At 70.9% G+C, this 16,267-nt stretch carries 20 protein-coding genes; 11 read left to right on the top strand and 9 right to left on the bottom strand.

Going from position 1 to position 16,267, the window contains the following annotated elements; genetic code table 11:
• The first annotated feature begins 48 nt into the window (after window positions 1-48).
• The gene (locus AB0I18_RS12085) at window positions 49-1,644 is read left to right on the top strand and encodes a Na+/H+ antiporter (protein ID WP_363105315.1); all 1,596 of its coding nucleotides are present in this window, start codon (window positions 49-51) and stop codon (window positions 1,642-1,644) included.
• On the opposite strand, the gene AB0I18_RS12080 is transcribed toward AB0I18_RS12085, so the two are convergent.
• The 3 genes from AB0I18_RS12080 to AB0I18_RS12070 form a co-directional block, all read right to left on the bottom strand.
• Window positions 1,641-2,585, bottom strand: a complete 945-nt coding sequence (locus tag AB0I18_RS12080) for a pyridoxal-phosphate dependent enzyme (RefSeq protein ID WP_363105314.1) — start codon at window positions 2,583-2,585, stop codon at window positions 1,641-1,643. The two genes, AB0I18_RS12085 and AB0I18_RS12080, sit on opposite strands and share 4 nt — an antisense overlap.
• Window positions 2,586-2,595: 10 nt before the next feature.
• The gene (locus AB0I18_RS12075) at window positions 2,596-3,186 is read right to left on the bottom strand and encodes an N-acetylmuramoyl-L-alanine amidase (protein WP_363105313.1); all 591 of its coding nucleotides are present in this window, start codon (window positions 3,184-3,186) and stop codon (window positions 2,596-2,598) included.
• 161 nt (window positions 3,187-3,347) lie between these two features.
• Window positions 3,348-3,581 (bottom strand): hypothetical protein, encoded by a 234-nt coding sequence (locus AB0I18_RS12070; RefSeq protein WP_363105312.1) that lies wholly within the window; start codon window positions 3,579-3,581, stop codon window positions 3,348-3,350.
• 235 nt (window positions 3,582-3,816) lie between these two features.
• Here AB0I18_RS12070 and AB0I18_RS12065 point away from each other — a divergent pair, with 235 nt between their 5' ends.
• The 3 genes from AB0I18_RS12065 (at window position 3,817) to AB0I18_RS12055 (ending at window position 7,417) form a co-directional block, all read left to right on the top strand.
• A complete protein-coding gene (locus AB0I18_RS12065) occupies window positions 3,817-5,223 on the top strand; it encodes a family 2B encapsulin nanocompartment shell protein (RefSeq protein ID WP_363105311.1) in 1,407 nt (468 codons plus the stop codon).
• Between the two features lie 112 nt (window positions 5,224-5,335).
• The gene (locus AB0I18_RS12060) at window positions 5,336-6,478 is read left to right on the top strand and encodes a family 2 encapsulin nanocompartment cargo protein polyprenyl transferase (RefSeq protein ID WP_363105310.1); all 1,143 of its coding nucleotides are present in this window, start codon (window positions 5,336-5,338) and stop codon (window positions 6,476-6,478) included.
• 315 nt (window positions 6,479-6,793) lie between these two features.
• Window positions 6,794-7,417, top strand: coding sequence for a GNAT family N-acetyltransferase (locus AB0I18_RS12055; protein ID WP_363105309.1), 624 nt, complete (start codon window positions 6,794-6,796; stop codon window positions 7,415-7,417).
• Window positions 7,418-7,554: 137 nt separating this feature from the next.
• Here AB0I18_RS12055 and AB0I18_RS12050 read toward each other — a convergent pair whose 3' ends face one another.
• A complete protein-coding gene (locus AB0I18_RS12050; RefSeq protein WP_363105308.1) occupies window positions 7,555-8,151 on the bottom strand; it encodes a TetR family transcriptional regulator in 597 nt (198 codons plus the stop codon).
• 122 nt (window positions 8,152-8,273) lie between these two features.
• On the opposite strand from AB0I18_RS12050, the gene AB0I18_RS12045 reads away from it, so the two are divergent.
• The 5 genes from AB0I18_RS12045 (at window position 8,274) to AB0I18_RS12025 (ending at window position 11,306) form a co-directional block, all read left to right on the top strand.
• Window positions 8,274-8,858: a dihydrofolate reductase family protein gene (locus tag AB0I18_RS12045; RefSeq protein ID WP_363105307.1), complete on the top strand. Its 585-nt coding sequence runs from the start codon at window positions 8,274-8,276 to the stop codon at window positions 8,856-8,858.
• A gap of 96 nt (window positions 8,859-8,954) precedes the next feature.
• Complete coding sequence (locus AB0I18_RS12040; RefSeq protein ID WP_363105306.1) at window positions 8,955-9,179, top strand: hypothetical protein; 225 nt, start codon at window positions 8,955-8,957, stop codon at window positions 9,177-9,179.
• Window positions 9,180-9,308: 129 nt separating this feature from the next.
• The gene (locus tag AB0I18_RS12035) at window positions 9,309-9,722 is read left to right on the top strand and encodes a YciI family protein (RefSeq protein WP_363105305.1); all 414 of its coding nucleotides are present in this window, start codon (window positions 9,309-9,311) and stop codon (window positions 9,720-9,722) included.
• Window positions 9,719-10,966 (top strand): sigma-70 family RNA polymerase sigma factor, encoded by a 1,248-nt coding sequence (locus AB0I18_RS12030; RefSeq protein ID WP_363105304.1) that lies wholly within the window; start codon window positions 9,719-9,721, stop codon window positions 10,964-10,966. The genes AB0I18_RS12035 and AB0I18_RS12030 overlap by 4 nt, the downstream gene beginning before the upstream one ends.
• A 10-nt stretch (window positions 10,967-10,976) precedes the next feature.
• Window positions 10,977-11,306, top strand: a complete 330-nt coding sequence (locus tag AB0I18_RS12025; RefSeq protein WP_363105303.1) for a DUF952 domain-containing protein — start codon at window positions 10,977-10,979, stop codon at window positions 11,304-11,306.
• A gap of 209 nt (window positions 11,307-11,515) precedes the next feature.
• On the opposite strand, the gene AB0I18_RS12020 is transcribed toward AB0I18_RS12025, so the two are convergent.
• The 4 genes from AB0I18_RS12020 to sodN form a co-directional block, all read right to left on the bottom strand.
• Complete coding sequence (locus AB0I18_RS12020; protein WP_363105302.1) at window positions 11,516-12,289, bottom strand: VOC family protein; 774 nt, start codon at window positions 12,287-12,289, stop codon at window positions 11,516-11,518.
• A gap of 54 nt (window positions 12,290-12,343) precedes the next feature.
• Window positions 12,344-12,757, bottom strand: a complete 414-nt coding sequence (locus tag AB0I18_RS12015) for a helix-turn-helix transcriptional regulator (protein WP_363105301.1) — start codon at window positions 12,755-12,757, stop codon at window positions 12,344-12,346.
• 192 nt (window positions 12,758-12,949) lie between these two features.
• Window positions 12,950-13,612 (bottom strand): PASTA domain-containing protein, encoded by a 663-nt coding sequence (locus AB0I18_RS12010; RefSeq protein ID WP_363105300.1) that lies wholly within the window; start codon window positions 13,610-13,612, stop codon window positions 12,950-12,952.
• A gap of 243 nt (window positions 13,613-13,855) precedes the next feature.
• A complete protein-coding gene (gene sodN, locus AB0I18_RS12005; RefSeq protein ID WP_030790542.1) occupies window positions 13,856-14,251 on the bottom strand; it encodes a superoxide dismutase, Ni in 396 nt (131 codons plus the stop codon).
• Between the two features lie 145 nt (window positions 14,252-14,396).
• Here sodN and sodX point away from each other — a divergent pair, with 145 nt between their 5' ends.
• Window positions 14,397-14,831, top strand: a complete 435-nt coding sequence (gene sodX, locus AB0I18_RS12000; protein WP_363105340.1) for a nickel-type superoxide dismutase maturation protease — start codon at window positions 14,397-14,399, stop codon at window positions 14,829-14,831.
• Here sodX and AB0I18_RS11995 read toward each other — a convergent pair.
• Complete coding sequence (locus tag AB0I18_RS11995; protein ID WP_363105299.1) at window positions 14,735-15,364, bottom strand: CGNR zinc finger domain-containing protein; 630 nt, start codon at window positions 15,362-15,364, stop codon at window positions 14,735-14,737. The genes sodX and AB0I18_RS11995 overlap by 97 nt on opposite strands.
• 98 nt (window positions 15,365-15,462) lie before the next feature.
• On the opposite strand from AB0I18_RS11995, the gene AB0I18_RS11990 reads away from it, so the two are divergent.
• Window positions 15,463-16,221 carry a class I SAM-dependent methyltransferase gene (locus AB0I18_RS11990; RefSeq protein WP_363105298.1) on the top strand — a complete coding sequence of 253 codons (759 nt, stop codon included), beginning with the start codon at window positions 15,463-15,465 and terminating at the stop codon, window positions 16,219-16,221.
• The last annotated feature ends 46 nt before the right edge of the window (window positions 16,222-16,267 follow it).

The raw sequence follows: 16,267 nt of genomic DNA, 5'->3' as shown, positions 1-16,267 counted from the left end.
GACGGGTGTGCGGGAAGCCGCGCGGAAAACGAAGGCGGACCGAAGCCGATGCATGTGATGCCCCTGCTCCTGCTGGTCGCGGGCAGCGCCATGGTCGCGGGCGTCGCCCGTCGCACCCCGGTGCCCGCACCGCTGCTGCTCGTCGCGGCGGGCCTGGTGGCCTCGTACGTCCCCGGGGTGCCGGAATACACCCTCGACCCCCACGTGGTGCTGCCGCTGCTGTTGCCCCCGCTGCTCCACACGGCGGCCACGGACAGCTCGTACCTCGATCTGCGGGCCCAGATCCGGCCGGTGGCGATGCTGTCCGTCGGGTACGTGCTGTTCGCGACGCTCGCCGTGGGCTGGGCCGCGTACCTGATCGTGCCGGACCTGCCGCTCACCGCGGCGCTGGTGCTCGGCGCGGTCGTGGCGCCGCCGGACGCGGTGGCGGCCACCGCGGTGGCGCGCCGGGTCGGACTGCCCTCCAAGGTCACCACGATCCTGCAGGGCGAGTCCCTGGTGAACGACGCCACCGCGATCACCGCCTACAAGGTGGCCATCGCCGCCGCCATCGGCGAGGGCGCGACCTGGGCGGGCGGCATCGGCGAGTTCCTGCTCGCGGCGCTCGGCGGCATCGGCGTCGGGCTCGTCCTGATGGTGCCGATCAACTGGCTGCGCAGGCATCTGAAGGAGGCGCTGCTGCAGAACTCCCTCTCCCTGCTGGTGCCCTTCTTCGCGTACGCGGTCGCCGAGCAGGTGCACGCCTCCGGAGTGCTCGCCGTGGTCGTCGTGGCGCTGTACCTGGGACACCGCAACTGGGAGGTCGACTTCGCGACCCGGCTCCAGGAGGAGGCGGTGTGGAAGATGGTCGCGTTCATCCTGGAGTCGGCGGTCTTCGCACTGATCGGTCTGCAACTCCAGGTCGTCCTCAAGGGCCTGGGGGAGTACGAGGGGACGCGCGCCGCCTGGTACGCGGTGGCCCTCTTCCTGGTCGTCGTCGTGACCCGCTTCGTGTGGGTGTATCCCGCGACGTTCCTGCCGCGTCTGCTGTCCGCGCGGATCCGGAAACGGGAGGAGAACCCCACGTGGAAGGGTCCGTTCATCATCGCCTGGGCCGGGATGCGGGGAGTCGTCTCGCTCGCCATCGCCTTCTCCATCCCGCTCACCGTGCACGGCGGGGAGGAGTTCCCGGGACGCAACCTGGTGCTCTTCCTGACCTTCACGACAGTGATCGGGACGCTGGTGGTGCAGGGGCTGACGCTGCCCCCGCTGATCCGCCTCCTGAAGCTGCCGGGACGTGACGCGCAGGCCGAGACGCTCGCGGAGGCGAACGCCCAGGCGCAGGCGTCCCGGGCCGCCGAGCGCCGCCTCGACGAACTCGTCGGCGACGAGCGCAACGCCCTGCCGCCACCGCTCGCCGACCGGCTCCGCGCGGTCCTGGAGCGGCGCCGCAACGCCGTGTGGGAGCGGCTCGGAACGGTGAACCCCGTGACGGGGGAGACCGTGGACGACACGTACCGGCGGCTGTCGCGCGAGATGATCGCGGCCGAGCGGGATGTGTTCGTGCGGCTGCGGGACGCCCGCTTCATCGACGACGAGATGCTGCGGACGCTGCTGCGGCGACTGGACCTGGAAGAGGCGGCGGCGTTCCGGGAGACGACCTAGAGGGCTGCCGGGGAGTCGGGGCGGCCGGTGATGACCGCCGCGATCACCGTCCCGCGCGGGAACGCGCCTTCCTCCGTGAGAGCGACAAGCCCGTACAGCATTTTGGCGACATAGAGACGTTCGACGGGCAGGCCGTGACGCCGCTCGAAGTCGGCGGCGAACGCGTCGAGTTCGGGGGTGGTGCGGGCGTAGCCGCCGAAGTGGAAGCGGTCGTCGAGGGACCAGTCGCCTCGGGGGCCGCCGAAGGCCTCGCCCTGGAGGGTGCGTATCTCCGCGGCCAGGAAGCCGCCCCTGAGCACGGGGATGCCCAGTGCGCGCTGATCCGGGGCAAGACCGGCGGCCAGGCCCGCGAGCGTGCCGCCCGTGCCGCAGGCGAGCGCGGCCACGTCGATACCGCCGTGGCCGCGCAGCTCCTCGCCGAGGGCCGTACAGCCGTGCACGGCAAGTGGGTTGCTGCCGCCCTCGGGGATCACGTACGCGTCCTCGGCGGCGGCCGCGCGGAGGACGTCGGTCAGCGTCGCCGGCTCGCTCTTGCGGCGGTACGTCGATCTGTCGACGAAGTGGAACCGCATACCGTCGGCCGCGCACCGGGCCAGGGACGGGTTCAGCGGCCGGTCGGCCAGTTCCTGGCCGCGGACCACGCCGATGGTGGGCAGCCCCAGCAGCCGGCCCGCGGCGGCGGTGGCGCGCAGATGGTTCGAGTACGCGCCGCCGAAGGTGAGGACCGTACGGCCCGCCGCGGCGCGCAGGTTCGGGGCCAGCTTGCGCCACTTGTTGCCGACCAGGCCGGGGTGGATCAGGTCGTCCCGCTTGAGCAGCAGCCGTACACCGTGCCGCGCGAAGCGCTCGTCCGCCGTCTCGCGCAGCGGCGACGGGAGTCGCGGCCGCAGGACACCGAGGTCGAGCGCTTCGGGGGTGTCGGGGACATCGGGGCCGGTCACCCGGCCATTGTCACTTGAGGCGGCCCCCGATGCGCTCCCGCATGGCGGCCATCGTGAAGCCGCGCGGGTCGATCTTGCCCGGCTGCCATTCGAGGTGGCCGATCACCGAGCGCTCAGTCCAGCCGTGGTGACGGCAGACCGCCGCCGCGGCCCGCTCGATCGCGGCCAGCTGGGCCTCGGGCCAGGGGTCCTGGCCGTCGCCGAGGTTCTCGCACTCGAAGCCGTAGAAGTGGCGGTTGCCGTCGGTGTTCGCCTCGTTGTCCGGCGGGAGGCCCTTCTCGGCGATGACCGCGCGCAGTACGTCGTCGTCGCCGAGGCCCGCGTGGTTGGCACGGCCGTAGCCGACGAGGTGGACGCGGCCGTCCTTGGTGATCACGCCGTGGCACAGCGGGCCCGGCAGGCCGCTGTAGCCGTCGCGGCAGATCTCGACCGTCCGCGCACTGCCCGAGGTCACGGTGTGGTGGATCATCACGCCGTGGACGGGGCCCCACGGCCCCTTGTGATTGCGGTTGTGATGCTCCCAGTCGCCGACCTCGACGACAGTGAGCCCTTCGTCCTTGAGCCGGCCCAGAAAGCTGCCCGCGGACATGGGTGGGGCCACGACCGCCTCCTTACACGGGGCGCGACGGCCACCGGTCGTGGCCGTCTCGTACCGCTGCTTGTACCGGAACCCCGCAGCCCTGAACCACTTGTTCGCACAGCGTGCGAGCCGATCCGGTCAGCGTCCGGTCAGTGCCCCGTCAGCGGCACGGTCGGGCCGTGTCAGGCGCGCAGGAAGCTGTCCCCGTGTGTCGCGATGTGGCTCTCCAGGGCCTGGAGAGCCTGCTGAGTGGCCTGCGGCGAACCGCTGCCGCGCTGCTCGGCGTAGTAGGCCGCACCGAGGCTTTTCAGCAGCTCGCCGCCCGCCCGCTGCGCCTGCACGTCGTCGAGCTTCTGCTTGCCCTGCGTGAGGCCACGCTGGGCCTGTTCCTTGGCGCGGTCCAGGAAGCCTGCCATTGCCGTCTCCTCGTCGTTCGTCCGTTACCGGCCCAACGGGCGACCGGATCTTGAAGTTCCCCGGCCAGGATGGCCCGCGGGCTCGGCCGCCGCGACCTGTCGACCGGCCGGACGGGTTCTACGTTGTGCCCCGAAATCGAAGATCCATTCCCGCTCTTTCGTGTAATAGCACCGACACGGTCCGTGATGGAAGGCTTGCCCCGCAGCTCATTGTGCGATTTGGGAGGGCATTTTCATGTCGGTAGGCGAAGAGATCCGCGCGGACCAGGATCAGCCGCAGAAGAGTCTCGGCACATCCGCGGCGCGGAACCTGGCCACCACCACGAAGTCCGCACCACAGATGCAGGAGATCAGCTCACGATGGCTGTTGCGCATGCTCCCGTGGGTGAACGTGCAGGGCGGCACGTACCGGGTGAACCGAAGGCTCAGCTACTCCGTGGGCGACGGCCGCGTCACCTTCGTGAAGACGGGTGACCGCGTTCAGGTCATCCCCGCGGAGCTGGGCGAACTGCCGGCCCTGCGCACGTACGAGGACCAGGAGGTGCTCGGCGAGCTCGCCCAGCGCTGCCAGCAGCGGGAGTTCGGCCCGGGCGACGTGCTCGCCTCCTTCGGCAGCCAGGCCGACGAGGTGTTCCTGCTCGCCCACGGCAAGGTCGAGAAGATCGGCACGGGTCCGTACGGGGACGACTCGGTGCTCGGCGTCCTCGCAGACGGGGCCTACTTCGGAGACCAGGCGATCACCGACCCGGACGCCATCTGGGAGTACACGGCCCGCGCGGTCACGGCCTGTACGGTGCTCGCGCTGCCCCGCCGGGACCTCGACCAGATCGCGGAGCGCTCCGAGTCGCTGAACGAGCACCTTCAGCAGCTGCGCGCGATTCCCGAGCAGCGCGCCAACAAGTACGGCGAGAAGGAGATCGACCTCGCCGCCGGCCACACCGGAGAAGCGGCCATCCCGGGAACGTACGTCGACTACGACGCGGCACCACGGGAGTACGAACTCAGCATCGCCCAGACCGTGTTGCGCATCCACACACGCGTGGCCGACCTCTACAACCAGCCGATGAACCAGACCGAGCAGCAGTTGCGGCTCACCGTGGAGGCGTTGAAGGAGCGCCAGGAGCACGAGCTCGTCAACAACCGGGAGTTCGGGCTGCTCAACAACTGCGAGTACGACCAGCGGCTGCAGCCGCACGACGGTGTGCCCGGCCCGGACGACCTGGACGAACTGCTCAGCAGGCGGCGCGGTACCAAGCTGCTGCTCGCCCACCCGCGCGCGATCTCCGCGTTCGGCCGCGAGCTCAACAAGCGGGGTCTTGTCCCCGAGACCATCGACATGGGCGGCAACCGCATCCCCACCTGGCGCGGCGTGCCGATCTACCCGTGCAACAAGATCCCGGTCACCGAGGAGAGGACGACCTCGATCATCGCCATGCGTACCGGCGAGGCCGACCAGGGCGTCATCGGGCTGCAGCAGGCCGGCATCCCGGACGAGATCGAGCCGAGCCTGTCCGCGCGGTTCATGGGCATCAGCGAGCAGGCGATCATGTCCTACCTGGTGACGGCCTACTACTCGGCGGCGGTCCTGGTGCCCGACGCGCTCGGGGTCCTGGAGAACGTCGAGATCGGCCGCTGGCGGTGACGTCCCGCACGGCGCCCGCCGTGTTCCCGCACGTCTGCGCGGGTAGACCGACTGAGTACGCGCCCAGCGGCAGCGGAACCGCCACCATCCGCGAACTCTCCAAGGCGGACCCATGGGTGAGCTCATGACGGAGACACAGCAGAGCCCGTTACCGGTCGTCGAAGGGCGGGACCCGATCGAAGGGCGGTCCGTTCCCGGACGCCACGGACCTGCCGGGGACGGGCGACACGGGGCGCCCGACGGGCAGGAGGCGGAAGGAATCCTGGAGCGTGCCCGGGCGTCGGTCGACCCCGAGCTGCGCCGGGCCGTCGAGTCACTGCCAGGGCCCCTGCGGCGGATCGCGCTCTACCACTTCGGGTGGCAGCACGCGGACGGCACTCCGGCGGCAGGCAATCCGGGCAAGGCGATCAGGCCCGCACTCGTGCTGACCGCGGTCCGGGCGCTGGGCGGGCAGCACGCGACGGCCGTACGGGCGGCCGCCGCCGTGGAGTTGGTGCACAACTTCACGCTGCTGCACGACGACGTCATGGACCGGGACACCACCCGCAGGCACCGGCCCACCGCGTGGACCGTGTTCGGCGACGCCGACGCGATCCTCGCCGGGGACGCTCTGCAGGCGCTGGCCCAGCGGCTGCTCGCCGAGGATCCGCATCCGGCGTCCTCGGCGGCGGCCGCCCGGCTCGCGAACTGTGTCGTCGAGCTCTGCGCGGGGCAGCACACGGACACCGCGATGGAGCGCCGGGGTCCCGACGACGTCACGCTCGACGAGGTTCTCGCGATGTCCGAGGCCAAGACGGGAGCGCTGCTCGGCTGCGCGTGTGCGCTCGGGGCCCTGTACGCGGGCGCGGGCGAGGCGGACGTCGAGGCGCTGGACGCGTTCGGCCGTGAGGCCGGGCTCGCCTTCCAGCTCATCGACGACGTGATCGGCATCTGGGGGGATCCGGGGCACACCGGCAAGCCGGCCGGGGCGGACCTCATGGCCCGCAAGAAGTCCCTGCCCGTGGTCGCCGCGCTCGCCTCCGGTACGCCGGACGCGGTCGAACTCGCCGAGCTGTACCGGGCTCCGTACGCCGACGGAGATCTGGAGCGCACGGTCCTGGCCGTCGAGCGTGCGGGCGGCCGCGACTGGGCGCAACTCCAGGCCGCCGACCGGATGTCCCGGTCCCTCCACCATCTGTCCCGGGCCGTCCCGGACCCGGAAGCGGCGGGAGGGCTCCTGTCGCTGGCCGAGTTCGTGACGCGGCGGAGCACGTGACGGGGAGGCCGGAGCCGCGTGGCGCGTGAGGAGGTAGGTGACGAGTGACGGGTGAGTGAAAAGGCGGGAGGCCGCCTGACGTTCCCGGCTCCCGTACACCCGAAGCGGTACGGCTGTCACGGGCCGTACCGCGAATGAGACACCGGAGCCACAGATGCCGCGTGGTGCCTGACGACGCGGCGCGGCGGAGGGGTTCCGGTTCCGGCGGGCCCCGCACATCCCCACGGTGTGCGGGACCCGTCGCCCCTTGACGGGGTGATCGCCTAGGCTTCAACGGCCAGGTGAGCACGGTCGGTTGAGGTGAAGGGGCGGGGCATGGGCGTGGCAATCCGCAGAGCGGGCGAGGGCGACCGGGAGGCCGTGACGCGGCTTCTCGACGAGGCCTTTCAGGACGACCCGGTGAGCGGTTGGGTCTTCCCCGACGCGGAACACCGGCGGCGCAGACATCCGCTGCTGATGGGCGCCTTCCTCGACATCGTGCTCGACGAGGGGTACGTGGACATCACCGAGGACGGTTCGGCCTGCGCGCTGTGGTTCTCGGTGCCGGCGGAGGCCCACGAGGAGGACGAGGACGGGCCGGCCCTGTTGCGCGAGGCCGTCGACCCCGAGAACGAACGGGTCGAGCTGATCGGCCGGTTGACGGCCGACATCCACCCGAAGGGCAGGGCTCACGAATACCTGTGGATGATCGCCGTGGCGCCCGGGAGGCAGGGCGAGGGCCTCGGCACGGCGCTCATCGAGCACGTGCTGGGCCGGTGTGACGGGGAGGGCCTGGCCGCGTACCTGGAAGCGAGCAGCTCCCGTAGCCGGGTCCTCTACGAACGCCTCGGCTTTGCCTCCACCGGCCGTGTCCTGGACCTTCCTTCGGGTCCGCCCATGTGGCCGATGTGGCGTGAAGCGAATCGCTCCGCGGGTAGGGCGGGGAGTGCCGGGTCGTGAGCAGCCTGCGGGGCGGTGGGGGCTGGGCGCGCAGTTCCCCGCGCCCCTAAAAGACTGGGGTGCCGGGGGTCGGTTCGTAGGGTGCGGGTCGGCTGTGGCTGGGCGCGCAGTTCCCCGCGCCCCTTGAGGGGCGTGTCTCAGGCGTTCGAGTTCGGCACCACTGTCTCCACGATTCGTTCTACCAAGCCCTCCGGCACGCTCACCCCCGGCAGTACGCCGTCCAGTACTCCCGGCAGGGTCAGGTGTTCCAGGATCAGGCCGAGCATGGCGAGGTAGAGGACCGTCACGGTGTCGTCGCCGCCGGGGAGGCCCGCCGAGCGGTGGAACTCCATCCCGTACTCGAGGTCGCCGCGGATCGTCTTCGTGTACGAGGCCCGCAGCTCGGGGCGCCGGGTGGCCTCCAGGCGCATTTCCAGGAGCGCCAGATAGCCCGTGCGGTCCCGCTGCGCGCGTGACATGAGGTCGTGCATGAACGCCGTGACCAGGGAGCGGTCCCTCGGCCCCGTCATGAGGTCGGCCAGCACCCGCGGGTCCGGCGCGAGCCGTTCGTGCAGTCGCGCGTCGATCTGGCGCAGCAGGTCGTCGCGGCCGGTGAAGTAGTTGGAGGCGGTGCCCACCGGCACCCCCGCCTCGCCGTCGACCGCGCGGAATGTCAGTCCGCGCGCCCCCTCGCTCGCCAGCACCTCCACACCGGCGTCGACCAGGGCGGCCCGGCGCTCCGGGTTGCTCGCCATCCGGAAACCTCTCTCCCACTTGAGTCCCGTACGGGAAACCCTCGGAAATCTCCTTGCAACCACTACAGTTGAAGCACTATGAATGGAGTGGTTCACGGGACACCCTACGGAAAGAGGCCGACTTGCGAAAGCTCACCTACTTCATCGCCTGCTCGATCGACGGCTTCATCGGCGACCCGAGCGGCGACGCGGAGATGATGATGCGCTTCGTGGACGAGGAGTTCTTCGAGTTCCTCAAGGCCGAGTATCCGGAGACGATGCCCACCCACGGGCGCCGCTCCGTCGGCATCGACGACCTGCCCAACAAGAAGTACGACACGATCATCCAGGGCCGCGCCAGCTACCAGATCGCCCTGGACATGGACGTGACCAGCCCGTACGCCCACATGCGCGAGTACGTCGCCTCGCGCACCCTCAAGAAGTCGCCCGACCCGCACGTCGAGATCATCGCCGACGACCTGGTCGGCAGGGTCCGCGAGCTCAAGGCGGAGGACGGCGACTTCGGCATCTATCTGTGCGGCGGCTCGCAGCTCGCGGGCGAGCTGATCGACGAGATCGACGAGCTCGTCGTCAAGACGTATCCGGTCGTGCTGGGCTCCGGCATGCCGATGTTCGGCTCCGGATTCGCCGTCGGTGAGTTCACGCTGGAGGAGGTGCGCACGTTCAAGAACGGGGCGGTCGTGCGGACGTACAGCAGGAAGCGCTGACCGGCGGACGGCCCGCACAGTCGCTCGCGGCTCGCGGCTCGGGCTCGTATGGTCGCTCGTCTGTCGGCCCGGCCCGTACCGTCCTACCCTGGAGGTATGGCCAGTGATGAGTACGTCTGTCCGGTCTGCAAGCAGCCCGTCGACACTGTCGTGCGTCGGCACAAGACGATGGGAGTCTTCGTGCCCATCTGGGGTCCCGGCCCCTGCCAGAACCTCCGGTGCGCGGCGTACGAGGAAGAGGACTCCGAGGCGGAGCCCGCCCTCACCGTCGAGCCCGGACCGCCCGATGCGCCGGAGTCGCAGGCGGAGCGGGACGCCTGAGCTGATCCCGGGCGGTTTCCGCCCGCCCGAAGAATTCTTTGCGCCGGCATGTAGAGACTCGACGGCCGGCTCCGACGTCCCCTGCGAGAGCCGCCCACCGCGGGCGGCCCCAGTCGAAGGAGCGGACTCATGAAGTACCTGGTGATGGTGCAGGGCTCACAGGCGGACTACGAGGGCATGCAGGGCAGGCCCACCGAGGGCTCCCCGGCCTGGAGCGAGCAGGACATGCAGGCGATGTTCGCGTTCATGGGAGCTCTCAACAACGACCTCGCCGAGTCCGGCGAACTGGTCGACGCCCAGGGCCTGACGGAGCCCGCGCGGACGCGGCATGTCAGCAAGGGTCCGGACGGGAAGCCCGTGATCACCGACGGCCCGTACAGCGAGACCAAGGAACTGCTCGCCGGCTACTGGGTCCTGGACTGCGCGAGCCTGGAGCGGGTCACGGAGATCGCCGAGCGGATCCTTGAGTGCCCCGAGCCCGAGGGCCAGCGGGCGTACCCGGTCGTCATCCGGCCGATCGGCGGCGACGGCGGCGACGTGTGAGCCGTCCCCCGAGACGGACGACCGCGACCGAGGACCTGCTGCGCCGGCACGCGCCGCAGGTCCTCGGCGCGCTCGTGCGGCGGTACGGGCACTTCGACGCCGCCGAGGACGCCGTGCAGGAGGCGTTGCTGGCCGCGGCCGGGCAGTGGCCGGCGGCCGGAGTGCCCGACAACCCGCGCGGCTGGCTGATCAGGGTCGCCTCGCGGCGGCTCACGGACGCGCTGCGCAGCGAGGAGGCACGGCGGCGGCGGGAGGAGCGGGCGGCGGCCCTCGCACCGCGTGATGCCTTCTGGGTATCACCGCCTGGAGCCGACGGCGGCGACCGGGCGCCCTCCGAGGACGACACGCTCACTCTCCTCTTCCTGTGCTGCCACCCCGACCTGACCCCGCCCTCGCAGATCGCGCTCACGCTGCGCGCCGTCGGCGGTCTCACGACGGCCGAGATCGCCCGCGCGCACCTGGTGCCGGAGGCGACCATGGCGCAGCGGATCAGCCGGGCCAAACAGAAGGTGAAGGGTGCGCGGTTCGGGCGCCCCGACAACTGGGAGGAGCGGCTGCCCGCGGTCCTGCACGTGCTCTACCTCATCTTCAACGAGGGGTACACGGCCACCTCCGGGACGACGCTCCAGCGTGCCGAACTCGCGGGCGAGGCCATCCGGTTGGCCCGTACGGTGCACCGCCTGCTGCCCGGTGACTGCGAGGTGACCGGCCTGCTCGCGCTCATGCTGCTCACCGACGCCCGCCGCGTCGCGCGCACCGGGCCGCACGGCGAGCTGGTCCCGCTCGACGAGCAGGACCGCGGGCTGTGGGACAAGGCGGCGATCGATGAGGGCGTGGCCCTGGTGACCGAGGCCCTGCCCCAACACCGGCTGGGCCCCTACCAGTTGCGTGCCGCGATCGCCGCCGTCCACGACGAGGCGCCCTCGCCCGACAGCACCGACTGGCACGAGATCCTCGGCCTCTACGACATCCTCGTACGCCTCGCCCCCGGCCCTGTCGAACGCCTCAACCGCGCGGTGGCGGTCGCCATGGTGCACGGCCCGAGGGCGGGCCTGACCGAACTGGACCCTCTGGAAGCCGAGTTGGCGACGGGCCACCGCCTCGACGCGGTCCGCGCCCACCTCCTGGAGCGCGCCGGCGACCCCGAAGCCGCCCGCGCCGCCTACGAGTCGGCGGCCGCCAAGACCCTCAGCCTGCCGGAACAGCGGTACCTCCGGGCCCGCGCGGCCCGCCTGACCCCTTAGCGTGTGGACCATGCCCGAACTTCTGCACATCACCGAGCGCGCCCTGTGGGATGCGGCCCGCGCGACCGGCACGTACGAGATGTCGACGCGCGGCAGGACCCTCCAGGAGGAGGGCTTCATCCACTGCTCGACCCGGACCCAGCTGCCGCGCGTCGCCGACTTCCTGTACGGGGCGTACGAGGGCCCCGACGAGCTGGTGGTGCTGGTCATCGACGCCGAACGGCTCGGAGCGCCGCTGAAGTACGAGGCACCGGAGCCGGGCGGCGAGGAGTTCCCGCACATCTACGGCCCGCTTCCGGTCGACGCGGTGACCGCCGTGGAGCCCTGGGAGCGCGCATGACGAGGCGCGGGCGAAGGCGTTTGGTGGCGGTCGTCTGGACGGTGGCCGTAGTCATGGCCGGCGTCCTCACCCTGTCGTTCCAGGACTCGGCGGAGCCGCAGGCGCCGGTCATCCGGGGGCCACAGCAAGCTCCCGCCCCGCTGTTGTCCGCAGACGTCCCCTAGCTGGAAGCACCCCTTGCCGGAAGCCCCCTGGCCGTGGGCAGGCTGCTAGCCCGTGGGCAGGCTGCCGGTCTCCGGGTCCCGGCCCGTCAGGCAGTACGTGCCGCCCACCGGGTCCCGCATGACCACCCAGCGTGCGCCGCGGCTCACGAACGCGGCGCCCAGCTTCTCGTGCCGGGCGCGGGTGGCGTCGATGTCCGAGCAGGCCAGGTCGAGATGGGCGGCGGTGGGGCGGTCCTCGCCGAGACGCTGGAGCAGGATTCGGAGGGGGAGCCCGGCAGGCGGCTTCACCAGATGGAACTCGGGGAGCGCGCCGGTGTGCGACGCCCAGCCGGTGAGGTCCGTCCAGAACGCGACCTCGGAGTCGTACGCGTTCGGAGCCAGGTCGATGCTCACCTGGTCCAGGCGGCTCGTCGTGCCGTCGGGGGCCTTGGCCACCGGAGGCCGGGCCGACTCGCCGTGCCACGGGACCGCGCAGAACAACTGGCCGCCGGGCGAGCGCAGCACGGCCCAGCTGCCGTGGTCGGACACCAGCGTGGCGCCGAGCCGCAGCGCCGACGCCACCAGCTCGGGGACGTCCTCGACCGCGAGGTCGAGATGCGCGCCGCCGTCGCCGGCCGCGATGCCCTGCGCCTTCACGCACGGGTCGGCCCCGTCCGGCAGCAGCGTCACGAACTCGTCCAGCTCGCCCCTGAAGGGAGACAGCCGGGTGTCCGTGATCGTCGTCCAGAAGTCACAGGCGCGGCCGAACCCCTCGACGGGCCGGTCGACAAAGGCATACATCCAGCGGATCGGACCCGCACCCACGACATCCTCACTCATCCGGCGATCGTAGGTCAGACCGAAGCGACCGGCGTCAGACGACTTCAGACCACTTCAGACCAAGGGTTCGGCCTGCCGTCCGCGCACCGGTCGCGAGTACATCTTCGCCACGCACGCCGGGATCGCCGCCCCCTGCTCGTGCGGCCGCGCCCGGTACGCGCTCGGTGTCTCGCCGACCAGCTCGGTGAAGCGGGAACTGAACGAGCCCAGCGACGTACACCCCACCGCGAAGCAGACCTCCGTCACGCTCAGGTCGCCCCTCCGCAGCAGGGCCTTCGCCCGCTCGATGCGGCGCGTCATGAGATAGCTGTACGGCGTCTCGCCGAAGGCCGCCCGGAAGCTGCGCTGGAAGTGGCCGGGCGACATCAGCGCCGTCCGCGCGAGCGCGGGCACGTCCAGCGGCTCGGCGTACTCACGGTCCATCCGGTCGCGTGCCCTGCGCAACCGCACCAGGTCCTCCGGCATCATCCGCCCAGCATCCCACGGCCCACTGACAAGAGCTCGATCGTCGGCCCGGGCGGCCTCGGCGAGTACCGGTGCACCTGAGCCGGCGCCGCCGAATGGGGCGGTTCGGTGAGGTGGTCCGGCGCGATCACCTCCGGGCTTTCGAAAGCCCGGCCGCGCAGCTGTGGCCGAGTCGGGTCGGTCCGTGGGTGTCGGTCAGCAGGACTCCTCGAACTTCACGGCGTCCAACGTCACCGGCCGGCCGTCCAGCGTGGAGCCGGCGGCCGGTTCCTGGGAACAGACCTGCCAGTTCGACTCCATGAGCACGAACCGGTCCTGTCCGGAGGCGTCGTGCACGGTGATGCCGGTGCCGCTGTCGAGGGCCTGGCGGGCGGCCTTGACGGACTTGCCCTCGAAGTCGGGCATCGTGGCCCCGGCCTGCTCGGGCTCGCCCGCGTCCTTGGCGGGGCAGTCCTCTTCGAGCTTCACCGCGGCGAAGTCGACCTCCGTGTCGGTGGGGTGCTCGCCGGCCCGCGGAACCTGGCCGCACACCTTCCAGTTCCGGTCGAAGGCCTGCATACGGCCACGGCCGAGCGCGTCGTGCGAGGTGAGCCCGTAGAACCCGGCCTCCTGCGCCTGGTCCTGTGCGGACTGGAGACCCTTGCCCACCATGTTGGGCAGGCCGGCCGTCTCGGCGTCGGTGCCGCCGGGCTCGGCCTTGTCGCCGGCGGAGGCGGAGGTGTCGTCGGCGTCCTGGACGGCCGTCGGCTTGTCGACTGCCGTGTCGGCGGTGCCGGCCGTGTCGACGCCGCTGCCGCAGCCGATCAGTGCGAGTAACCCGGCAGTGACGAGTGCCGCGGTGGCGGTGCGGGTGCGCATGGTTCCCCCTGGGATCGCTGTGCGAAAGGAGCATCATGCGCCATGTGCGCGTTATGCGAGGGTGTAGTGGCGATTCTCGGGGCGTGCGCGAAGTTCGCGCGCCCTCGGGTCGCGGGGACCCGACCCACCCCAGGGGCTCCGGAAAGGCCGAAAGGGCCCGGCCGTTGATCGGCCGAGCCCCTTCGGTTGCTCGCTGACCTGCGAGGGTGCACCGCCCGCCGGTCGTGGCGAACGTACCCTGGATCAAGCCTTCTTGGTCTCCCAGAAGATCTTGTCGATCTGGGCGATGTAGTCCAGCGCCTTCTGGCCCGTGGCCGGGTCGGTCGAAGCCTTCGCGGCCGAGAGGGCCTTGAGGGCGTCGTTGACCAGCTGGTGCAGCTCCGGGTACTTCTCGAAGTGCGGGGGCTTGAAGTAGTCGCTCCACAGCACCGACACGTGGTGCTTGGCGAGCTCGGCGCGCTGCTCCTTGATGACGGTGGCGCGAGCCTGGAAGTGCGCGTCGTCGTTGGCGGCCATCTTTTCCTGTACGGCCTTCACCGACTCCGCCTCGATGCGGGCCTGGGCAGGGTCGTACACACCGCAGGGCAGGTCGCAGTGTGCGCTGACCTTCACCTTGGGGGCAAACAGGCGGGAGAGCATTGAGCTGTCCTTCCTCGTGATCGTCTTCTCACGTGCGACATTACTCCGTGAGGGACGGGTTTTCGCGAGTGCCCCCATGGGCTTAGGACAAAAGTCCGGGGTGAGACTGGGACTCGTGGAGGATAGGACCGGGGAGGTGCCGGTGATGCCGGAGCTGTCGCAGGAGACCGAGCGCGGGAGGACTGTCCCGCCCTTCGGGAGGGCGGAGGTGACAGGGCCGTCGATGGTGCCCACGCTGCACCACGGGGACTGGCTCCTCGTGCAGTACGGGGCGCGGATCAGGCCCGGGGACGTGGTCGTTCTCCGGCATCCGTTCCAGCAGGACCTGCTGGTCGTCAAGCGCGCGGCCGAACGCCGGGAAGGCGGCTGGTGGGTGCTCGGCGACAACGCGTACGCCGGCGGGGACAGTACCGACTACGGGACCGTGCCCGAGGAACTCGTCCTGGCGAAGGTGTGGTTCCGGTACCGGCCGCTCAAGAAGGATCAGCGATCGCCGTTGGCACTCGCGCGCTGGGCGCTGTCCGCCGCCCGGCCCGTGCTGTCCGACCGGTCCGCCTCAAGGCGCTTCCGGGCGCGGTAGGCGGCCACGTTCGCCCGGGTCGCGCAGCGGTCCGAGCAGTAGCGGCGTGAGCGGTTCGTCGAGGTGTCGAGGTAGGCGTTGCGGCACGGCGCCGCCTCGCACAGACCCAGGCGGTCCACGCCGTACTCGGTGAGGTGGAAGGCCAGGCCCATCGCGGCGATGGCCGCGTAGCCCGCCGTGGCGTTCGAGGGATGGTCCGCCAGGTGCATGTGCCACAGCGGGCGACCGTTGTCGTCCCGGTGGTCGTGCCCCGAGATCTGCGGGCTCACCGGGAACTCCAGGAGGAGTGAGTTCAGCAGGTCCACGGCGAGCGTCTCGTCGCCGCCGTCCGCCGCCTCGAAGACGGCGCGCAGCCTGGCCCGTACGCCCCGGAAGCGTGTCACGTCCGCGTCCGTGGCCCGCCGGGCCACCCCCTCGTTGCCGCCGAAGAGATCGTGGATGGCTTCGACCGAGGTGAGCGAGTCCTTGTCCCGGGCCGGCTCCTCGCTGTTGACGAGGCGTACGGCGTAATCCGAGTAATAGGCCAGTTCCACTTGTAGTCCTTACGGTGGCGCTCTATGGTCTGGTGGCGGGAGAGTAATGACTAACCGTGCTCTCAGGGTATTACACACTGGGGAAGAGAGGGGCTTCCATGACGACCACCGTCGGAGCCGACTGGCAGGCGTGGCAGGAGAGCTGGGACCGGCAGCAGGAGTGGTACCTCCCCGATCGTGAGGAGCGCTTCCGGGTCATGCTCGACATGGTCGAGGCCCTGGTGGGCCCGGAGCCGCGAGTCCTGGACCTCGCGTGCGGTACGGGAAGTATCACGGCCAGGCTGCTCGAAAGGTTCCCGAAGGCGGTCAGTACCGGTGTCGACCTCGACCCCGCGCTCCTGACGATCGCCGAGGGCACCTTCGCGGACGACGACCGGGTCACGTTCGTGACGGCCGACCTCAAGGACCCGGACTGGCCGACGTTGCTGCCGTACGACTCGTACGACGCCGTCCTCACCGCGACCGCCCTCCACTGGCTGCACAGCGAACCCCTCGCGGCCCTCTACGGTCAGGTCGCGGAACTCGTCCGCGACGGTGGCGTGTTCATGAACGCGGACCACATGATCGACGAGTTCACCCCGCGGATCAACGCGGCGGAGCGCGCGCAGCGGCACGCGCACATGGATCGCGCCAAGGCGGCCGGTGTCCTCGACTGGTCCGAGTGGTGGCAGCTCGCCGCCAAGGACCCGGTGCTCGCCGGGCCCACCGCCCGCCGCTTCGAGATCTACGGCGAGCACGCCGACGGCGACACCCCGTCCGCCGAGTGGCACGCGCGCGTGCTGCGTGAGCAGGGTTTCGCCGAGGCCCGCCCGGTGTGGCGCTCACCGTCGGACGCGCTGGTGCTGGCCCTGAAGTAGGCGGGCTGGCCGAGTAGGCCGAGAGGCCGAAGGGGCGGTACGGGAG

The sequence above is a fragment of the Streptomyces sp. NPDC050704 genome (assembly GCF_040654355.1).
GTDB lineage: Bacteria > Actinomycetota > Actinomycetes > Streptomycetales > Streptomycetaceae > Streptomyces.
The sequence above is the reverse complement of the archived record's forward strand: the minus strand, read 5'-3'. Positions and strand labels throughout refer to the sequence as shown.